Source organism: Leuconostoc miyukkimchii, from assembly GCF_019656055.1.
In the GTDB taxonomy this organism is placed as follows: Bacteria; Bacillota; Bacilli; order Lactobacillales; family Lactobacillaceae; genus Leuconostoc; species Leuconostoc miyukkimchii.
The window spans coordinates 1-16,869 of the sequence record NZ_BPKY01000003.1; the positions used below are offsets into that span (position 1 = coordinate 1).

Below are 16,869 nucleotides of genomic sequence, written 5' to 3' on the forward strand. Positions count from 1 at the left end.
AACAAACCATCATTACGGCCTGTTTGATTGATTTTTGCGACATAGTTTACAACGCGTTGGTTGCTTATGACGTCATACTGCTGCTGTTTTTGTTGTGGCTTTTGTTCTTGCACACCCTTAACATCAATCCAGTATTTGCGTCCATTATTTAAAGTTATCTCTGCCCATGTTGCATTTTTTGTATCTGCTAATTTTGTTACTTTAACTTGTTGCTGGTTATAACTTGTTGCGCGTTCTTTGGCACTCATGCTACTTGCTGTGGTACGCCATGGCCCACCTGCAAACAAACCATCATTACGGCCTGTTTGATTGATTTTTGCGACATAGTTTACAACGCGTTGGTTGCTTATGACGTCATAATTATTTTTATTGTAATAAACAGTAACCAAGTCCTTAAATTGGTTCATATCATATGCTTGAGAAAAGTATTTTTGCCCACGGCCACGCCAGTATTCTACTGGATCAATATGATCTGTTCCTCCCCACTTATATGAAATATTTTCGTGACTAGCAAGATTACCGTCTAAATTTTTACTACTAATTGAGACTAATTTTGGCGCGCCCATCTGATATTTAATCATTTGGTTTGCCGTCCAATTCGCAAGAGAAGCAATTTGATGCGCAAATTCTGTTTTACTATTGACGCGAATTTGTTCAATTTGGTCTGCATAACGATTCCCAAATGGCCCAGATCCCCAAGCTTTTTTGTTCGTGTTGGCAATCGTTTTAAGTTGACTACCATCTACAAAACTATGAACAAATGCACTATCTTGATGATTTACCATATATGTAATTTCATTATCTATTTTACTGCCTTCGGTACCAACATCATGAATGATGACCATTTTTGGTTTGCCATCTTGAAAGTTCATATTGATGCCATCATTTTTAGAAGAATCCTGCATACTAATACGATAATTAACTTGTTCTTTAGCAGGTGCAATCTTATTATTTAGAATATAATTATTCACCAGACTTGCTGCTGATACCTGCTTTATACCAATAAAAAAAAGCGCCGAAAAAATTATGATAATTGCCTTTTTATTTTTCAAAATATAATTCTCCAATCTCTACATTATTATTACTATACTAAAATAGTATTACAATGATATATCACGAATATCACAATTTTTTCCGCCATACTCATTGCATTATAAAAAGCGCACTTCATATTGAAATACGCCTTTTATAATGAGTATTTATTTAATTAACTTAAAACGACCCTCATCGGCAACGTAATCTTTATCAGCTGCTGGTGCTTCAATAGAACCAAAAGGTAATTGTGCACGCAGACGCCATGAGGCTGGTACATCAAATGCCTCACTTACCTGTTTATCAATTAACGGATTATAATGCTGTAACGAGGCACCAAGGCCTGCTTCTGTCAATGCCAACCAAGTGGCATACTCAGCAATACCATGACCCTGCTCCGACCAATCATAAAAGTTTTCAGCATATAATGGTACATTTTCTTCAAATGACTTAACAATAGAAGTATCAGTAAAGAACAAGACAGTTCCAAAACCAACTCTAAATGCGTTATTAATTTTTGCCAAAGTGTTATTATAAGCCTCTTCATCAGGAACTTCTTGCTTTAAACGTTCAGCTGTCAAACGCCACAACTTTTCATGTGCATCACCTGTTAATACAATTGTACGAACTGATTGATTGTTAAAAGCAGTTGGTGAATTTCTCACCGCAGACTTAACTAATTCAAATAATTCTTCAGGTGTTTGAGATACCTCATTACCAAGTGCGTAAATTGAACGTCGTTGCTGTTGTAAATCAGTAAATGCCATAATTATTTGGTGTACATCTCTTCATAATTAACTAACGAAAGAGACATACACTTCCTCCTTGGATACATTTTAGTATGAGTTATTACTAATATTCTAACAGCTTACTTATAATAAGTAAAGTAAAATATCAATTACACTAATACTAATTGGTATGCCCAACGTAGTTTACGGCTATTATTGTCATCAATATAAATATTTCCCTGCCTAGAAAAACCATTTCCCGCAATAACCGCTTGCATGGGTAAGTTTTCAGGATGTGTATCAATTCTAAAATCAACTATACCCATTTGAAAGAAATAAGTTAAAATTGCAGTCATAAAACGTTGCGCCAGTTTTTGACCACGATATTGATTAGATATTGCAAAACGATGAATAGCGACATACTCTGCTGACTGATTCAACCATTTTCCACTTGTTATATTTGTATACACCGGATCTTCTCCAGACAGCAAAGCCACGTAACCAGCCACTTGATTATCAACAATTAATACATAACCACGTTCTTGTTGCAAATCACTAACAATGGTATTTTGATTAGGATATCCCGATTGCCATTGGTCCAGACCTTGCTTTTTAAGAAAATGACGTGAATCATCTATAATGGCCGTAATATGAATTAGATCTTTATTCTTCGCTTGACGCATATATACTGTTGACATAATAATATTTAGGCTACTTCAAACATAACCAATCCCTTCTATATGATAGTTTATTTTATCATAACAAGCTACCATTTTAGATCACAACAAAATATTAAACAACAGTTAAGTATTTTGCTAGAAGGAATCAATTTTTTGTTGCTCAGCATGACTAATCAAAACATTAGTTTGACGCACATTTCTTGCATATGCTGTCAATCTAAAGATTGCTTCTTTTAACATAGCCATTGATGCAGCATAGCTCATGCGAATATAGCCTTCCCCACCTGGTCCAAATCCGGATCCTGCAACAACTGCTAATTGTTGTTTATCAACCAAGTCATTGGCAAATGCGACATCATTTTGAATAAAATCACCAGGTATTTTTGCAAATATATAAAAAGCCCCACCAGGTTTGGCAATACTAAATCCAAGCGCTGTTAGTTCATTAACTAAAAAGTCTCGTCGGTTTTGATATGCCTGCTTCATTTGGGCAGTATCGTGCCAGCTTAGTTCACTATCAAATGCCTCTGTCGCTGCTGCCATTGCTGGATTGGATGGTGTCATAATCACAAAACAATGCACTTTATTAAATTGTTCTATTAAGTCTGCTGGTCCAGCCAAAATACCAATACGATATCCTGTCATAGCATGTGATTTTGACACACCATTTACAATAACAGTTTGCTCTGGTAAGTACTTTGCCATTGACACGTGTGAATTATCATAATTTAATTCGGCATAAATTTCATCAGAAATAACCAAAATATTGGTCTCACGCAAAACATCAGCTATGTCCCGTAATTGCTTATCAGTATACGTAACGCCAGTTGGGTTGGATGGATTCGTCAGCACAATTGCCTTAATGCATCCCTTACTTTCATTGATTGCTTGACGCAATTTCGATGGTGTTAAAATGAACCCATCTTGGCTCACATCGACAAAAACAGGCGTGCCACCATTGATACGTACCATTTCAGCGTACACAGGATAAGCAGGTGTTGGAATAAGAATCTGATCACCCTGATTTAAAATAGCAGTAAAAATCGTATATAATCCTTCCGTTGCCCCAACTGTTGCTAATATTTCTGATTCAGCTTCATATTTCAAATCATAGCGTTTTTCCAAAAAATTACTTGCTGCCTGACGAAGTTTCATTGTTCCCGCAGATACGGAATAATGCGAATCATCTGCATTAATCGCACGCACTGCTGCCAACTTAATATGTTCTGGTATCGCAAAATCTGGTTCTCCAATTGTTAATTTCAAGATATTTGGTATCTGACTTACTCTTTCACTAAATGAATGAATTGGACTAGGTGTTACTTGATTTAGATTGTCTGAAAAAATATGATGTAAACTTTCTTTTGTTTTATGCATTAATCCATCTCTTTTCTACAGTAATAAATATTGTTACTAATTCTATCATTTTATTTGCTTGCTCATATTGTAATTAGTAACAATAAAAAAGAAAATATTATGCACAATGCATAATATTTTCTTTTTTATTTAATACGCTTGCCCCAATACTGGAAATAGTCAACACGCATTGCACCATTATATAATTTGCGTCGCTTAGTAGCTTTTTCACCATAAGACGTCTCAAATTCTAAATCGCTTGTCAAAATATATTTACTCCAACTTGGTAGTTGACGATATACATTACCCATTTCAACATAAAGCTCTCGAGCAGCATCTAGTTCGCCTAATCTTTCACCATATGGTGGATTAGACACAAGAACACCATTAACTTTATCAGTTGACCAATCCTTAGCCGCTAATTGTTTGAAAACAATGTCTTGTCCTAGACCGGCATGCTTAGCATTTTCAATCGCAATTTCAATCATTTTTTCATCGATGTCAAATGCTTCGATATCTAATTTTCGATCATAATCAGCTTGTGCTTCAGCCTCATCACGCACGGAGTCAGACAATGATTTATCGAACCAATCCATTTGTTCAATGTCAAAATCACGAATTAAACCAGGTGCAATGTTGCGTCCAATTAAAGCAGCTTCAATTGCAAGCGTGCCAGAACCCGTTGTTGGATCAACGAATGGTCTATCAGGATGCCAATTTGTTAACAACACCAGCGCTGCTGCAAAATTTTCTTTTAGCGGTGCGCCACCCTTATCGACACGGTAACCACGCTTAAACAATGATGGACCAGTTGTATCAAGTGTGACCATCACATGGTCTTTGTCTATCATTACTTCTAATTGTGCGAAGTAGCCATTTTCAGGTAACCGTGTATGTATATGATATGCTTCTTGTAATCGATTAACAATCGCCTTTTTTGTAATTGCCTGCACATCTGGTACACTAAATAACTCTGATTTTTTTGATCGACCAGCAACCGGGAATTCTGAATCATAATTTAAATAAGATTCCCAAGGTAACGCCTTGACGCCTTCAAATAAATCATCAAAAGTTTTTGCTTCAAACTCTCCTACAATGATTTTAATACGATCAGCTGTTCTCAACCAAACATTAGTATTTAAAATATCTCGAGCTGTTCCGTCAAAACGTACACGATAATTTTCAACTTGATGATCGTAATTTAGTCGCTCGAGTTCTTTTCCAACAAGCGACTCTAATCCAGCTGCTGCAGTCGCCATTAAATGATATGTTTTTTCCATTAGTTTTCCTTTATACTATAATTAATAAAACATTGTTTAATTAATTTTCTATGCTACGTGGTGCTGATATGAAATTATTGGATTTTAATAACTTAACACAATATATGTCCCCAAAAAGTTTGCTCTTTTGGCAAGAAAATGACGCTATTTTGGCAATTTCACAGGTGCGTTATGCAGATGATTCCCCTAATTTATTAATTGTGACTGGAGAGAAACCAATGACGCTATCACAATTTACAGCGCGGTTACGTGAAATGAGCAGTGAAACTCAAATATTCGCCCAAAACCAACATCCCATATTTGGATTTCGTTTAACACTTAACGACAAGATACCCCATATAATTCTAAAATAAATTATCATAATTATATGTCACGCCACGTCGCTTTTGTTTAGCAATTTGAGCCTGTGTCGCTGTTTTAATGTTATCACGCTGCCAATTAATCAATATCGTTTCAATATATCTTAGACTACGTGCATTATTGGCAACGGCTTCCTGTATCGCCAATAGCATTAAATCAGGTTCAAAATGTTCTTGATCAAACCAATGGCCAATTGTCTGCATTTCCATTGGTGTCAACGGTCTACCAAATTCCGCCTCAATGGTCTGAAAAATTTCCTTACGTACTGACTTACCATCTGAAACAATTGGTTCAGATGACACATTTTTACCTGCCAACAACTTTTCGATCATTGGTGTGAAATCATAGGTCTCAATCTGTTTAGTCGTTGTAGCAATTGACATCAAGTCTCTGGCAATCAAACTTTTCAATCTCGTAACAACAACATTTTCTGTAAGATGTAATATATGTGCTAAAACACTCGGACTTGCTGCATCACCTTGATTTTGAATACGCATGACTTGTAAAAACAAAACCAAATCATCATTATCCATACCTATTTCTTGGTAGTGCAATAATAAATCATTGCTAATTGTTGATTGACCAGCCTTAATATATTGCTTTAAACGGCTGTCTAACGTCATATTTCACCACTCTCATTTCTTCAGATGTCGTTTGAAAAACGTCCAAGGCTAACTTGGACGTTTTTTCTACTTAGTTATAGTTTAACATGTTTTCTTAATGCCCGTTTTAGTAAATTAATGATTTATGGACGTAGTCGGTTCGTCATGCGTGGAAATGGTATTGCTTCACGGATATGTTCTTCCCCTGTCACAAACGTCACCATTCGTTCAAGTCCAAGACCAAATCCCGAATGAGGTACTGACCCATAGCGTCGCAAATCCAAGTACCATTCATATTCGTTCAGATTTAAGCCTTCTTCTTCGATACGTTGTTTCAAATAATCGTAGTCTGTATCACGCTCAGATCCACCAATAATTTCACCATAGCCTTCCGGTGCTAGTAAATCTGCTGATACGACAACATCGTCACGCGTGGCATGTCGCTTCATATAAAAGGCCTTAATGGCTTTAGGAAAATTCACAATAAAGACAGGTTTAGCATAATAGTTTGCCAAAAATGTTTCTTCAGGTGATCCAAAATCAACACCCCACGAAACATCAAATCCATTATCTTGCAACAATTTAATAGCGTCATCATAACTTACCCGTGGATAAGGTAATTGCGTATATGATTTTAATAATTCTTTATCACGATTTAAAATATCTAATTCTTGTTCATTTTTTTCAAGCACTTTGGAAATAAGAAATGAAATATAGCGTTCCTGAATTTGCAAACTTTCCTCTTGATGTGTAAAGGCCATTTCTGGTTCAATCATCCAAAATTCAGTTAGGTGACGACGTGTTTTAGATTTTTCAGCACGGAACGTTGGTCCAAAGGTAAAGACTTTTCCAAATGCCATGGCGCCTGCCTCACCATATAATTGACCTGTTTGAGATAAGAAAGCAGGTTCTCCAAAATAATCCGTCTCAAATAATTCAGTTGTTCCTTCGGGCGCTGAACCCGTTAGCAAAGGTGCATCCAGCTTTGTAAAACCCTCATCATTGAAAAATTCATAAGTGGCTGCAATCAATGTATTACGTATCTTTAAAGTTGCAAAGGGTTTTAAATGGCGTAAATATAGGTGACGCTCATCAAACAAGAATTCCGTACCATGTTCTTTGGGTGTAATTGGATAATCATGGCTTTCACCAATAATTTCAATATTTGAAACAGCCATTTCATAACCAAACGATGACCGCGTGTCTTCATGAATTTCACCAGTAACGTATAGACTTGTTTCCTGTTTTAATCCCTTAGCTAATTCAAATAGCGCCTCTGTCACATCAGCTTTGGCTACAACCGCTTGAAAAAAAGCTGAGCCATCTCGCAACTGCAAAAAAGCAATCTTTCCAGAACCACGTTTTTGTCGTAACCATGCGCCAATTTTAACTGTTTGACCAACATGATTTTTAGCGTTGATTATCTGAATTGTGGGAATTTCTTGTGTCATGACTATATATATTATATGTTTAAAGCAGCGAGGAATGCCACATTTTGGTATTCAAACAACTCACCAAAATGACAAAAACCTCAGCGTTTGTCAACATATTTCTCCTATCTTTTTTCAATTAATTGTATTGTTTAAAAAACGCTGTTAGTCGACGAATTGCTTCATTTAGCACACTTTGATCCTTCGCATACCCCATACGTAAATAACCTGGCATGCCAAATCCTTCACCAGACGGCATAGCAACATGTGCTTCCTGAAGAATTTTCATTGATAGTGCCGTAGTATCAGCAACACCAGCTTTTGTTAGGACTTGTGATGATACTTTTGGAAATAAATAAAATGCCCCTTGTGGTTTTTTAGCGACCTGTAACCCAGGCACTGTGTTGAGCAAATCAAAAGTTGTATTTAATCTTTTTTCAAAAGCCACACGCATTAATTCAACAGTACTTTGATCACCATTCAGCGCTGCAATTGCTGCATATTGTGCAACTGCTGTGGGATTAGATGTCATATGGTCTAGCAATTTATTCATTGTAGCAATGATCTCAGAGGTAGCCAGTGTCCAACCTATACGCCAACCTGTCATTGCATAAGCTTTTGATACACCATCAACAATAATCATACGGCTATTTTCCAAGGATTGAATTTGCAATCCCGATGTAAATTCAGCGCCATTGTAAACCAACTGTCCATAAATTTCGTCTAATATGATATAAACATCGTGCTTGTTAGCCCAATTTAATATCGCAACCAATTCGTCACGTGTGTAGACTTGTCCTGTAGGATTCGTTGGTGAATTGACAATAATCACTTTTATTTTAGTCGACAATTGTTTCAAATCAGAAATTGTAAGTTTTAGCTCATCATTATTGGGTTGAATGGTTTGCATCACACCACCAGCCAATTTAATTTGTTCAACATAACTAACCCACAAAGGAGACGATGCGACAACAATATCACCTGGATCTAACAGAACCTGCATTAAAACATATAAAGATAATTTAGCGCCTGTAGTCACTGTGACATTACTTAATGAGATCTCAGCCTGATAACGCTGTGCAACTTGATTAATAATTGCTTGTTTGAGTTCCTTTACACCGCTTGTAGGTGTGTAAAAACTTGTTTGGTGAGATTCAATTGCTGCAATGGCCGCATCAGTCACATTTTGAGGCGTTTGAAAATCTGATTCACCAACACCCAAATTAATGACATCAACACCCTCAGCTTGCATTTCTTTGGCTAATCTACTCATCGCCAGTGTAGCCGCTGGATTTACTGCTCTCGCTCTTTTTGAAATCATTTTTTCTCCCTATTAGGCTCGCTTAGAGGCCATTAATGACACGATAAGATTGCCCCGTTTTAAAATCAAGCGTGATATAATTCAAGTCATTATTTTGCCCTTTATAACTTACTTCCCAGACCAAAGTATTTTTATATTCACTAATATTAACTGAGTAAATTTTTTTGGGTTTATACTTCGTTAAAATGAGTTGACGTACCTTTTGATTAGATAAACCATCCCGCCGATCGTAAGTCTTAACCTGCTTCATATCGTCTTGAACAATCGCCACTTTTTGTTTACCTGTAGCTGTTGTTCCAGTAACAGCATACGTTGTTTTTTGACGATAATCAACATTTATTTGCTGCACTGTAGCAATATCTGTTTTAGCTTTGACAAATCGTTGCAATCTTGCTTCATCATGTCTCATTGGTGACAAAGAAATATAAAAATAACCCAGTACTAATGCACTTATTAATATGACAATACCAGCACTAATAAACCAAATTCTTGCCCAATGAACACGTCTTTGTTTCTGTCGGTGTCGGATTCGAATATCATTTTTAAATTGCATCATACCTTCATTTCCTCCAACAAACACTTCTTAATATTATATCAAACATCTTTTAAAATTTGACTATACTGTTGCGTTAAATTATTTTTGACATCAAATTTAGTAACAATTTTCATTTGAGATTTAAATCGATTACGCTGCATAGCATTTAGCTGTGTAATTAGCAATGATGACTCGTGTCTTTGCATTTGTGTTAAAACTAACGCCAACCGCGATACAGGTTGCCAGACTATTTGTTCAGGTACAATGACAATTGCTGGCAATTCTTGATCACGTAACCACATTGTACTAAATATTTTGGCACTAACAATGACAATATTTGATTGTTCCTGGTGACTTTGTCTTTGTATCTTTTCCAAAGATCCAGTAACACTCTCGGCAATAATATTATATTGCGTTGTTACTGTATGCTTGACCTTCTGATACCAATGATTAACACGTTCAATATCTGGCAAAATCATTACTATTTCACCAACATTTCGCTGTGTGATTGCTTGTAAATGTGCAATCGGTGTTGATTTTTGCATTTGTATAACACGAACTGGGTTCGCCTGATTATGAATAAAATCACGTTCAACTGTGATTTGTTTTGGCACGTCGCGTAGAAAATCGCTAACATTTTTATCTAAATACTCACTCACAATTAACAATTTGTGCACGTGTGTAATAAATTGTTCTCGATATATATAACTATCCAAAATATCAAAAGAAACAACAGTTTGTTCTTGTTCATTTATTGTTTGTACTTCAATTCGACTGATTATGTTAGTTTGTTTTTGTAAACGTTGTACCTTGATTAACTGTTCGTCAACTTGTTCCCATGCATGAGGTACTGGTGTGCCACCGAGTTTAACAACATCTGTTAAATGCGCTATCATTTTCAATAGTCGCTCAATACGCTTTAGATTGGATAAAGTCAATGCATTTTCAGAGTAAAAAAATTGCTTAATTACTTTCAGGGCTTCACCTGAACTTTGTCTAATAAACGCGCGTTGTTTGTGTGTCAACCCGGTAATTTCGCTGTGTATTAAATCTTTTAACGTACTTTGTATTTGCGTCAAATTTAATTCAACGTGAAAATATTTTTGCAGATTTATAACAAATTGACTCGGTGTTTCCATAACAACAATTGGCCATTTTTCAAGTTTTTTAGTAGTTCGCAAATTTTTTTCCAAGTTAAAATATGAATCAAAATTCATAATAATAACATCAGCAATTTGGGCAACAGCTTTGGCACGTTTAAAATACATGCTTTCTGAATCACCCTGAATTTCTGATAGTATGTCGATATTTTGCGTACCAACTTGAATTTCTCTTAATAGTCCTGTTTTTGTTTGTGTTAACCAAACAAGCATACGAGCCTTAAAAAATTGTACCTGAGTAGAGTCCGTTTCTCTTTGCAGAATAGTATCAAATCGTGCCAAATCAATATACTCAGCTGGATCATATAAGATAGCTGTATTTAATTGAATATCTAACAATTTTGACAATCTTTGCACTAATGTTACTTGTTGGCTTTGTAAACTACCATCATTTGTCAGTAAAATTGTTGGTCTTGACCTTGCGTCTAATAACAATGGCACTAAGTAACCTAATGTTTTACCAATCTTTGGCGCTGTTAAGATCGTCAAAATGCCATCAGAACGCTTCGCTAAAAAACTATTTACTCGGTTCATCAGATTGTTTTGTGCATCGTTTGCCGTCAACCAATGACCAAATAATTTAATTTTTTCACCAGCAGTCATTGGATAAGCCGGTAAATTTTGCATATGAACAACATTTGGTTGAACAATTTCTTTAAATGCCAAATTACCAACTATATTAACTTTTTCATTTTGCGTATGCGTTTTAATTATTTTTAGAAAATCTTGGGTTTGTCTCAGTAAAGGCCACTGACCATTTTGCAGCTGCTTTAAGATACTCGCTGGCAGTCGTTCAGCTTGTCGCCACAGTTTCAAAAACAATAGCGCAGTAGCATGCGCATCAGCATTTGCACGATGTGCATGATTAAGCGTAATATCTAGATGAGTTGTTAAATCCAATAAACGATACCCCGGTGCCGAGGGTAATAAAATTTGTGCTAATTGTACGGTATCAATGGCATCTGCCGTCAACGGTTCAAAACCAGTTCGAACAAATTCCTCATTTAAATAAGGATAATCAAAATTCACATTATGTGCAATAATCACCGTATTTTTTAAAATATTTTGTAACATGGGTGCTAATTCTTCGAAATACGGTGCATTTTTGACATCTTTTTGCGTAATATGTGTCAACTGTTGGATATTGCGATCAATTAATTGACCAGGATTAACAAACGATTCAAAATGATCAACAATCTTTCGTTGCTTAATAAATGTCATGCCGATTTGTATAATACGGCCACCTCTAGTGACACTCTGCCCCGTTGTTTCCAAATCAACAACTACAAAGGTTGTGTTGGCGTTCATAACAAACACCTTTCTATAATAGATTTTTTGAATTACGTTGTTAACTTCATCTTAAATATTAAATTTACGACAAACTTAACAACGTAATTCTCTTATTATTTTACACTATTTACTACCATGCGGTACAATAGTATAGGATATTCGGAGAAAAAACATGATTAGTCAAATGATCGGTGTCGGTATTGCCCACGCCAAAATAATTTTAATCGGTGAACACGCTGTTGTCTATGGTCAACCAGCCATTGCAATTCCCCTGACAAACCTTACCGTTACCACAACCATTCGTCCGGCCTTTCATTCACAAACCATTGAAAGTAGTACGTTTCATGGTGATTTAGATGAGCTAGGTGCCAATGTTGAAGGTTTACGACAACTAATTTTGCGTTTGCTAACAAAATTCAAACTAAACGATGTACCATTAACAATTGCAATTGATACAAATATACCGCAAGAAAGAGGTTTTGGTGCATCAGCGGCTTTTGCAACATCTATTACAAAAGCTTTTTTTGATTATGTTAAGGCACCATTAGATGCAGAAGAGTTAAAATACTTTACAGATATTGAAGAAAGTATTTCCCATGGGTCAGCCTCTGGCTTAGATGCCGCCACTGTTGGATCAAGTGATCCAATTTGGTTTATAAAACATCAGCAGCTGACGCCATTTACAATGTCATTAACTGGCACCTTAGTAGTTGCTGATACTGGCATACATGGCCAAACAATGCATGCTGTTAATATTGTTAAAAATCAACTTGACACGGATTACGAGTTAACTTGGCAAAAAATTGTTCATCTTGGTCAAATTGCCAGTAAAGTGCGTACAGATCTAACTGAAAATAACCCAGTTCACGCCGGTTTATTGTTTACATCTGCCCACCATGAACTGCAATCGCTGGGTATCTCACATCCCAAGTTAGATAACCTTGTGAATGCCGCTATTCATGCTGGCGCATTAGGGGCCAAATTAACTGGTGCTGGAATTGGTGGTGCCATGTTTGCTTTAGCTAAAAATAACGATGAGGCAATTACAATTGCCAATGCACTAACCAAAGCAGGTGCTCAAAATACTTGGATTCAACCATTATAAAAAGCGTATTCTTTGAGCTTATGCTTCAAAGAATACGCTTTTTATAATGTCTCTGTGTTGCATTTTCTATTTTTTTAAGCCACCTTGATCACCATTGGCACCCTCTTCTACACCAGGATTCCACCAATCTACGTGTGCATTCGTATTTCTTACCTTAAGGTTGAATTCACTAACATATTTACTTGGTGCTTGACGCCAAGTATAAGTTGTCCGTAGCTTTGCACGCGTAATAATGCGGAAATCTGTTGATGGAAAAAGACAGCTAATAATCGTCAGCTCTGGTTGACGAGTTGGATTTAATACTGATACTTGTGAAGAACTAACGGCTGTTTGTCCCGTTATAACATAGCGGTAGATACCCTTATTATTGGCCATGAGTATTGTTTTGCCATTCAGCCAAGATGATCCTTTTAATTGGCCGTTAACCAAATAAGGACTATCGTGGTTGGTTGATTGTTGTAACGCACTAAAGCCTGTATGCCCATCATTAAAATTATGTGCAGCCAACCCATAATTTCCCTGTCCCATTATCGGCACTTTACTGCCTTCTGGATCAACTGCAGATCGATTTGCATAATTAGCCCCTGCGTTTAACCCTTTTTCAGAATAAGCATCATTATAGATGGGTAATAAAATATTCTGACTAGGAATAGCAACAAAACCTTGTTTTTCTAAACCTTTAGATGCATCACGCATGACCATTTTTTGAATAGCATCATATGTTGTTTTATCGTTGGTACTTTGTTTATCAATTTTCTGACGCTCATATTTTTGTAGATATTTCCGAGAAATATCTTTAACCCCAAATATATTAATCTGATAAGCATACAATCCAGCAATCGAAAAAAATGTGATAATACATGCAGAAATGATTGAATTTAATATTGAAATGTGATATTTTTTTCGTTTATATTTTATAATTAATTGGCCAATAGTAAATAAAATAATTGTACTCAAAAAAATGATACCAACTAAAATCAACTGTCGGCTATTCTGTGATGTTTCATTGACTAACGTTATTGAATATATAAACGGAAACATAATCTGTCCTTAGCATTTTTAGTTTACTCATAAAAACAAAAAACAACACACTAGTTTCGTATGTTGGTTATTATTTATTTTAAGATGTTTTCAATACGTTTAAGTTCATCATCACTAAACGTCATATTGTCACTAAATGCTAGATTATCTACCAGATGCTCTACTTTACTGGCGCCGATAACCACACTTGCTACGCGTTCATCTTTTAACAACCATGCCAATGCCATCTGTGATAACTTTTGACCACGTTCAGCTGCAACTTGATTTAAAGCATTTAACTTTGAAACTAGTACTTCTTTCCCATTTTCAAATAAAAACTCATTTGTTCGATGTATTGGGTAGTCATCTGGAATGTTATTGAGATACCTATCCGTCAACAATCCTTCTGCCAATGGGCCATATGCAATTAATCCTGCATGATTTGTGTCTAACACATCAAGCAATCCATCAGCTTCCGCTGTTCGGTTTAACATGTTGTAAGAAACTTGATTACCTACAAAGGGTGTACCTAATTTAGCGAATATTTTAGCAATCGCTTCAGTCTGCTCAGCAGTATAGTTGGACACACCAACATATAGTGTCTTTCCTTGCTTGACTAGCAAATCTAACGCATAGGCAGTTTCTTCAAGTCGCGTATTTGGGTCCCATCGATGCGCATAAAAAATATCAACATAATCAAGGTGCATTCTTTTCAAACTCAAATCCAAAGCGGCTGTTAATGTTTTCTTACCAGAAAACTCACCTAATGGACCTGGCCACATATGATAACCCGCTTTAGTAGTTATAACTAATTCATCTCGATATGGTTTTAAATCATGTTTATAAACTTGCCCAAATGTTTCTTCGGCAGTACCATTGCTTGGACCATAGTTAGAAGCATTATCAAAACTAAAAATACCGCTATCAAAAGCTTTTAAAATGACCTTTTTTGAATTTTCTAATGGCATTTGGTCGCCTAAATTACGCCATAAACCAAAAGAAACTGCCGGTAATATCAGTCCAGAGTCACTTACTCGACGATAAGGTAATTTTTCATAACGTTGTTCTTCTGCTGCGTAAACCATATTAAATTCCTTTCAAAATTTGTTTAGCAATTTGCTGATGTTCATCACTTGATGGATGAACTTTATCCGTCGATATTAACCAACTATTTGTTTCCATAATAATGAAGTTGTCAAACCGTGCAACTTCATTTTGAAATACCGTTCTAAACGCACCGTTAAATGGTATCATCAAAATCATTTTAGCAGAATGAAAGCGTTTTATCAATTCTAATAAATATATTCGTAGGCCAAAGGCAAAAGACGAAACCGTTGCGCCATAATTAAAATCATTTGTCCCATAATTAATAATGACTAAATCAGTTTCAACACGTCGCCTTTCAACGTTTTCTGCTACATGCCATAACGCCTCAATTGCAGTTGGATTTTGAAATGGTGCATGCGTTGTTAATCCTGTACCACCATAGGCGATACGATTAAGTGGTTTACCAAGTGATTCAGCCACTAACATCGGGTAACTCACCTCGGGATGATTACCATCAATTGCCATATCTTCGCCAGCAGAGATTGAATCACCTACAAATGTGACATATGGCTTTTCATAGGTAATCTGTGATACCTCACCCTGGTCAACAAACATGCTTGTTACGACAACCGTATCCTGCCAGAGCATTTCGCTATTTGTACCTGCCGAACACAACATGACATAAACGCGTGTTAACTCACTCGGTACATTAAAAACTAATTGTTGATCTTTTACGGACGCAATTTTCCAAGATTCGTCATTAAAGCGTATTGCAAAAGTTACAGGATGATCTTTGATTACAAAATCCAGCATGACATGAGAAACACCAATTGTCGTAAATTCTATGATTGCGCCTAATTGGGTCGTCATGAACTTATCGTCCCTTATGCCCCATTCAGCCGACAAAAAAGGTTTTAAGCACACATTTTTCATAACATCACATCCACATTATCTGGACTTTTTATTAAATCTTCAATACTCTCAAAAGAATTAACACGACGAATTGTTTCAGCAAATGTTGAAGCAACAGATACTTGCAGTAATTTACTAAACTGTTTTGCAGCCGGAACCTCAATCGTGTTGGTTACCAATACTTGTTGAATTGCTGATTTTTCAAGCTTTTCTACCGCATGATCTGAAAAAACGGCGTGTGGTGCAACTGCATACATCTGAGTCACGCCGGCTGCCAATAGTGCCTCACTGGCAAGCACCATGCTCGATCCCGTATCAATAATATCATCTATCAGAATTGCACGTTTACCAGCAACATTGCCTGTAACAGCATACGCCTTGTCTGGTACGGAATTATCAACACGACGATCAACAACAGCCCACTCTGCATGTAATAATTTAGCAAATTTTCGTGCCCGACCCACACTAGAGTGATCTGGTGCGACAACAACTAAATCATCCCCGAGTAACTTATTTTCATAGAAATAATGACCCAATGCAGGCATTGAAAGTAAATGATCTACTGGTACATCAAAAAATCCTTGCACTTGATCTGCATGAAGGTCCATGGTAATAACACGCTTTATGCCTTGCGACTCTAACATGTTTGCAATCATACGTGCAGAAATTGGTTCACGTGAACGTGCTTTACGATCAGAACGCGCATAACCAAAATAAGGAATTACCACATTAATTGTATTGGCTGACGCACGACGTGCTGCGTCTATAAAAATCATGAGTTTCATAAAATTATCATTAACGGGATCTGAAATACCTTGAATAACATACAAGTCCCGCCCTCGAACAGTGTGCTCAATACGTTCATAAATTTCATTATCAGCAAACTGTCTTGTATCTATTGTAGATAAATCAGTACCTAAGATTTTAGCAATTTCAATACCTAATTCTGGGTTGCTGCCAAGACTAAATATTTGATATTCAGGGGTCGTCATGATTTTTACTCCATTTTGT

16 protein-coding genes are annotated in these 16,869 nt (G+C 36.3%); 2 read left to right on the top strand and 14 right to left on the bottom strand.

Translation table 11 applies throughout. The features are described from left to right. The 5 genes from K5Q13_RS03370 to K5Q13_RS03390 form a co-directional block, all read right to left on the bottom strand. Positions 1 to 1,052: GW dipeptide domain-containing protein (locus K5Q13_RS03370; RefSeq protein WP_220739928.1), on the bottom strand; the 1,052-nt coding region annotated here is incomplete at its 3' end. Between the two features lie 147 nt (positions 1,053 to 1,199). Continuing rightward, a complete protein-coding gene (locus K5Q13_RS03375; protein WP_220739930.1) occupies positions 1,200 to 1,799 on the bottom strand; it encodes a nitroreductase family protein in 600 nt (199 codons plus the stop codon). A gap of 131 nt (positions 1,800 to 1,930) precedes the next feature. Further along, the gene (locus tag K5Q13_RS03380) at positions 1,931 to 2,458 is read right to left on the bottom strand and encodes a GNAT family N-acetyltransferase (RefSeq protein ID WP_220739932.1); all 528 of its coding nucleotides are present in this window, start codon (positions 2,456 to 2,458) and stop codon (positions 1,931 to 1,933) included. A gap of 117 nt (positions 2,459 to 2,575) precedes the next feature. After that, entirely contained in the window at positions 2,576 to 3,817 is a 1,242-nt protein-coding gene (locus tag K5Q13_RS03385; protein WP_220739934.1) for an aminotransferase class I/II-fold pyridoxal phosphate-dependent enzyme, read from the bottom strand. A 125-nt stretch (positions 3,818 to 3,942) separates the two neighbouring features. Continuing rightward, positions 3,943 to 5,076: a THUMP domain-containing class I SAM-dependent RNA methyltransferase gene (locus K5Q13_RS03390; protein ID WP_220739937.1), complete on the bottom strand. Its 1,134-nt coding sequence runs from the start codon at positions 5,074 to 5,076 to the stop codon at positions 3,943 to 3,945. 68 nt (positions 5,077 to 5,144) lie between these two features. On the opposite strand from K5Q13_RS03390, the gene K5Q13_RS03395 reads away from it, so the two are divergent. Further along, positions 5,145 to 5,429 (top strand): hypothetical protein, encoded by a 285-nt coding sequence (locus K5Q13_RS03395; RefSeq protein ID WP_220739939.1) that lies wholly within the window; start codon positions 5,145 to 5,147, stop codon positions 5,427 to 5,429. Here K5Q13_RS03395 and K5Q13_RS03400 read toward each other — a convergent pair. The 5 genes from K5Q13_RS03400 to K5Q13_RS03420 form a co-directional block, all read right to left on the bottom strand. Beyond that, complete coding sequence (locus K5Q13_RS03400; RefSeq protein ID WP_220739941.1) at positions 5,421 to 6,059, bottom strand: DnaD domain-containing protein; 639 nt, start codon at positions 6,057 to 6,059, stop codon at positions 5,421 to 5,423. The genes K5Q13_RS03395 and K5Q13_RS03400 overlap by 9 nt on opposite strands. A gap of 122 nt (positions 6,060 to 6,181) precedes the next feature. Then, a complete protein-coding gene (gene asnS / locus K5Q13_RS03405) occupies positions 6,182 to 7,489 on the bottom strand; it encodes an asparagine--tRNA ligase (protein ID WP_220739943.1) in 1,308 nt (435 codons plus the stop codon). Positions 7,490 to 7,607: 118 nt separating this feature from the next. Next, positions 7,608 to 8,789, bottom strand: a complete 1,182-nt coding sequence (locus K5Q13_RS03410; RefSeq protein WP_220739945.1) for a pyridoxal phosphate-dependent aminotransferase — start codon at positions 8,787 to 8,789, stop codon at positions 7,608 to 7,610. Between the two features lie 22 nt (positions 8,790 to 8,811). Continuing rightward, on the bottom strand, positions 8,812 to 9,345 hold the full coding sequence (locus K5Q13_RS03415) for a hypothetical protein (protein WP_220739947.1): 534 nt from the start codon (positions 9,343 to 9,345) through the stop codon (positions 8,812 to 8,814). Positions 9,346 to 9,383: 38 nt separating this feature from the next. After that, positions 9,384 to 11,792 carry an exonuclease domain-containing protein gene (locus tag K5Q13_RS03420; RefSeq protein ID WP_220739949.1) on the bottom strand — a complete coding sequence of 803 codons (2,409 nt, stop codon included), beginning with the start codon at positions 11,790 to 11,792 and terminating at the stop codon, positions 9,384 to 9,386. A gap of 154 nt (positions 11,793 to 11,946) precedes the next feature. On the opposite strand from K5Q13_RS03420, the gene mvk reads away from it, so the two are divergent. Then, positions 11,947 to 12,879 carry a mevalonate kinase gene (mvk, locus tag K5Q13_RS03425; protein WP_220739952.1) on the top strand — a complete coding sequence of 311 codons (933 nt, stop codon included), beginning with the start codon at positions 11,947 to 11,949 and terminating at the stop codon, positions 12,877 to 12,879. A 66-nt stretch (positions 12,880 to 12,945) separates the two neighbouring features. Here the strand turns inward: mvk and K5Q13_RS03430 are convergent, their stop codons facing one another. The 4 genes from K5Q13_RS03430 to K5Q13_RS03445 form a co-directional block, all read right to left on the bottom strand. Beyond that, on the bottom strand, positions 12,946 to 13,920 hold the full coding sequence (locus K5Q13_RS03430) for a class A sortase (protein WP_220739954.1): 975 nt from the start codon (positions 13,918 to 13,920) through the stop codon (positions 12,946 to 12,948). Positions 13,921 to 13,994: 74 nt separating this feature from the next. After that, positions 13,995 to 14,984, bottom strand: a complete 990-nt coding sequence (locus K5Q13_RS03435; RefSeq protein ID WP_220739956.1) for an aldo/keto reductase — start codon at positions 14,982 to 14,984, stop codon at positions 13,995 to 13,997. Position 14,985: 1 nt separating this feature from the next. Next, entirely contained in the window at positions 14,986 to 15,879 is an 894-nt protein-coding gene (locus tag K5Q13_RS03440; protein ID WP_220739958.1) for a GDSL-type esterase/lipase family protein, read from the bottom strand. After that, positions 15,876 to 16,850: a ribose-phosphate diphosphokinase gene (locus tag K5Q13_RS03445; protein WP_220739960.1), complete on the bottom strand. Its 975-nt coding sequence runs from the start codon at positions 16,848 to 16,850 to the stop codon at positions 15,876 to 15,878. Before K5Q13_RS03445 ends, K5Q13_RS03440 begins: the two co-directional genes overlap by 4 nt. Positions 16,851 to 16,869 lie beyond the last annotated feature (19 nt).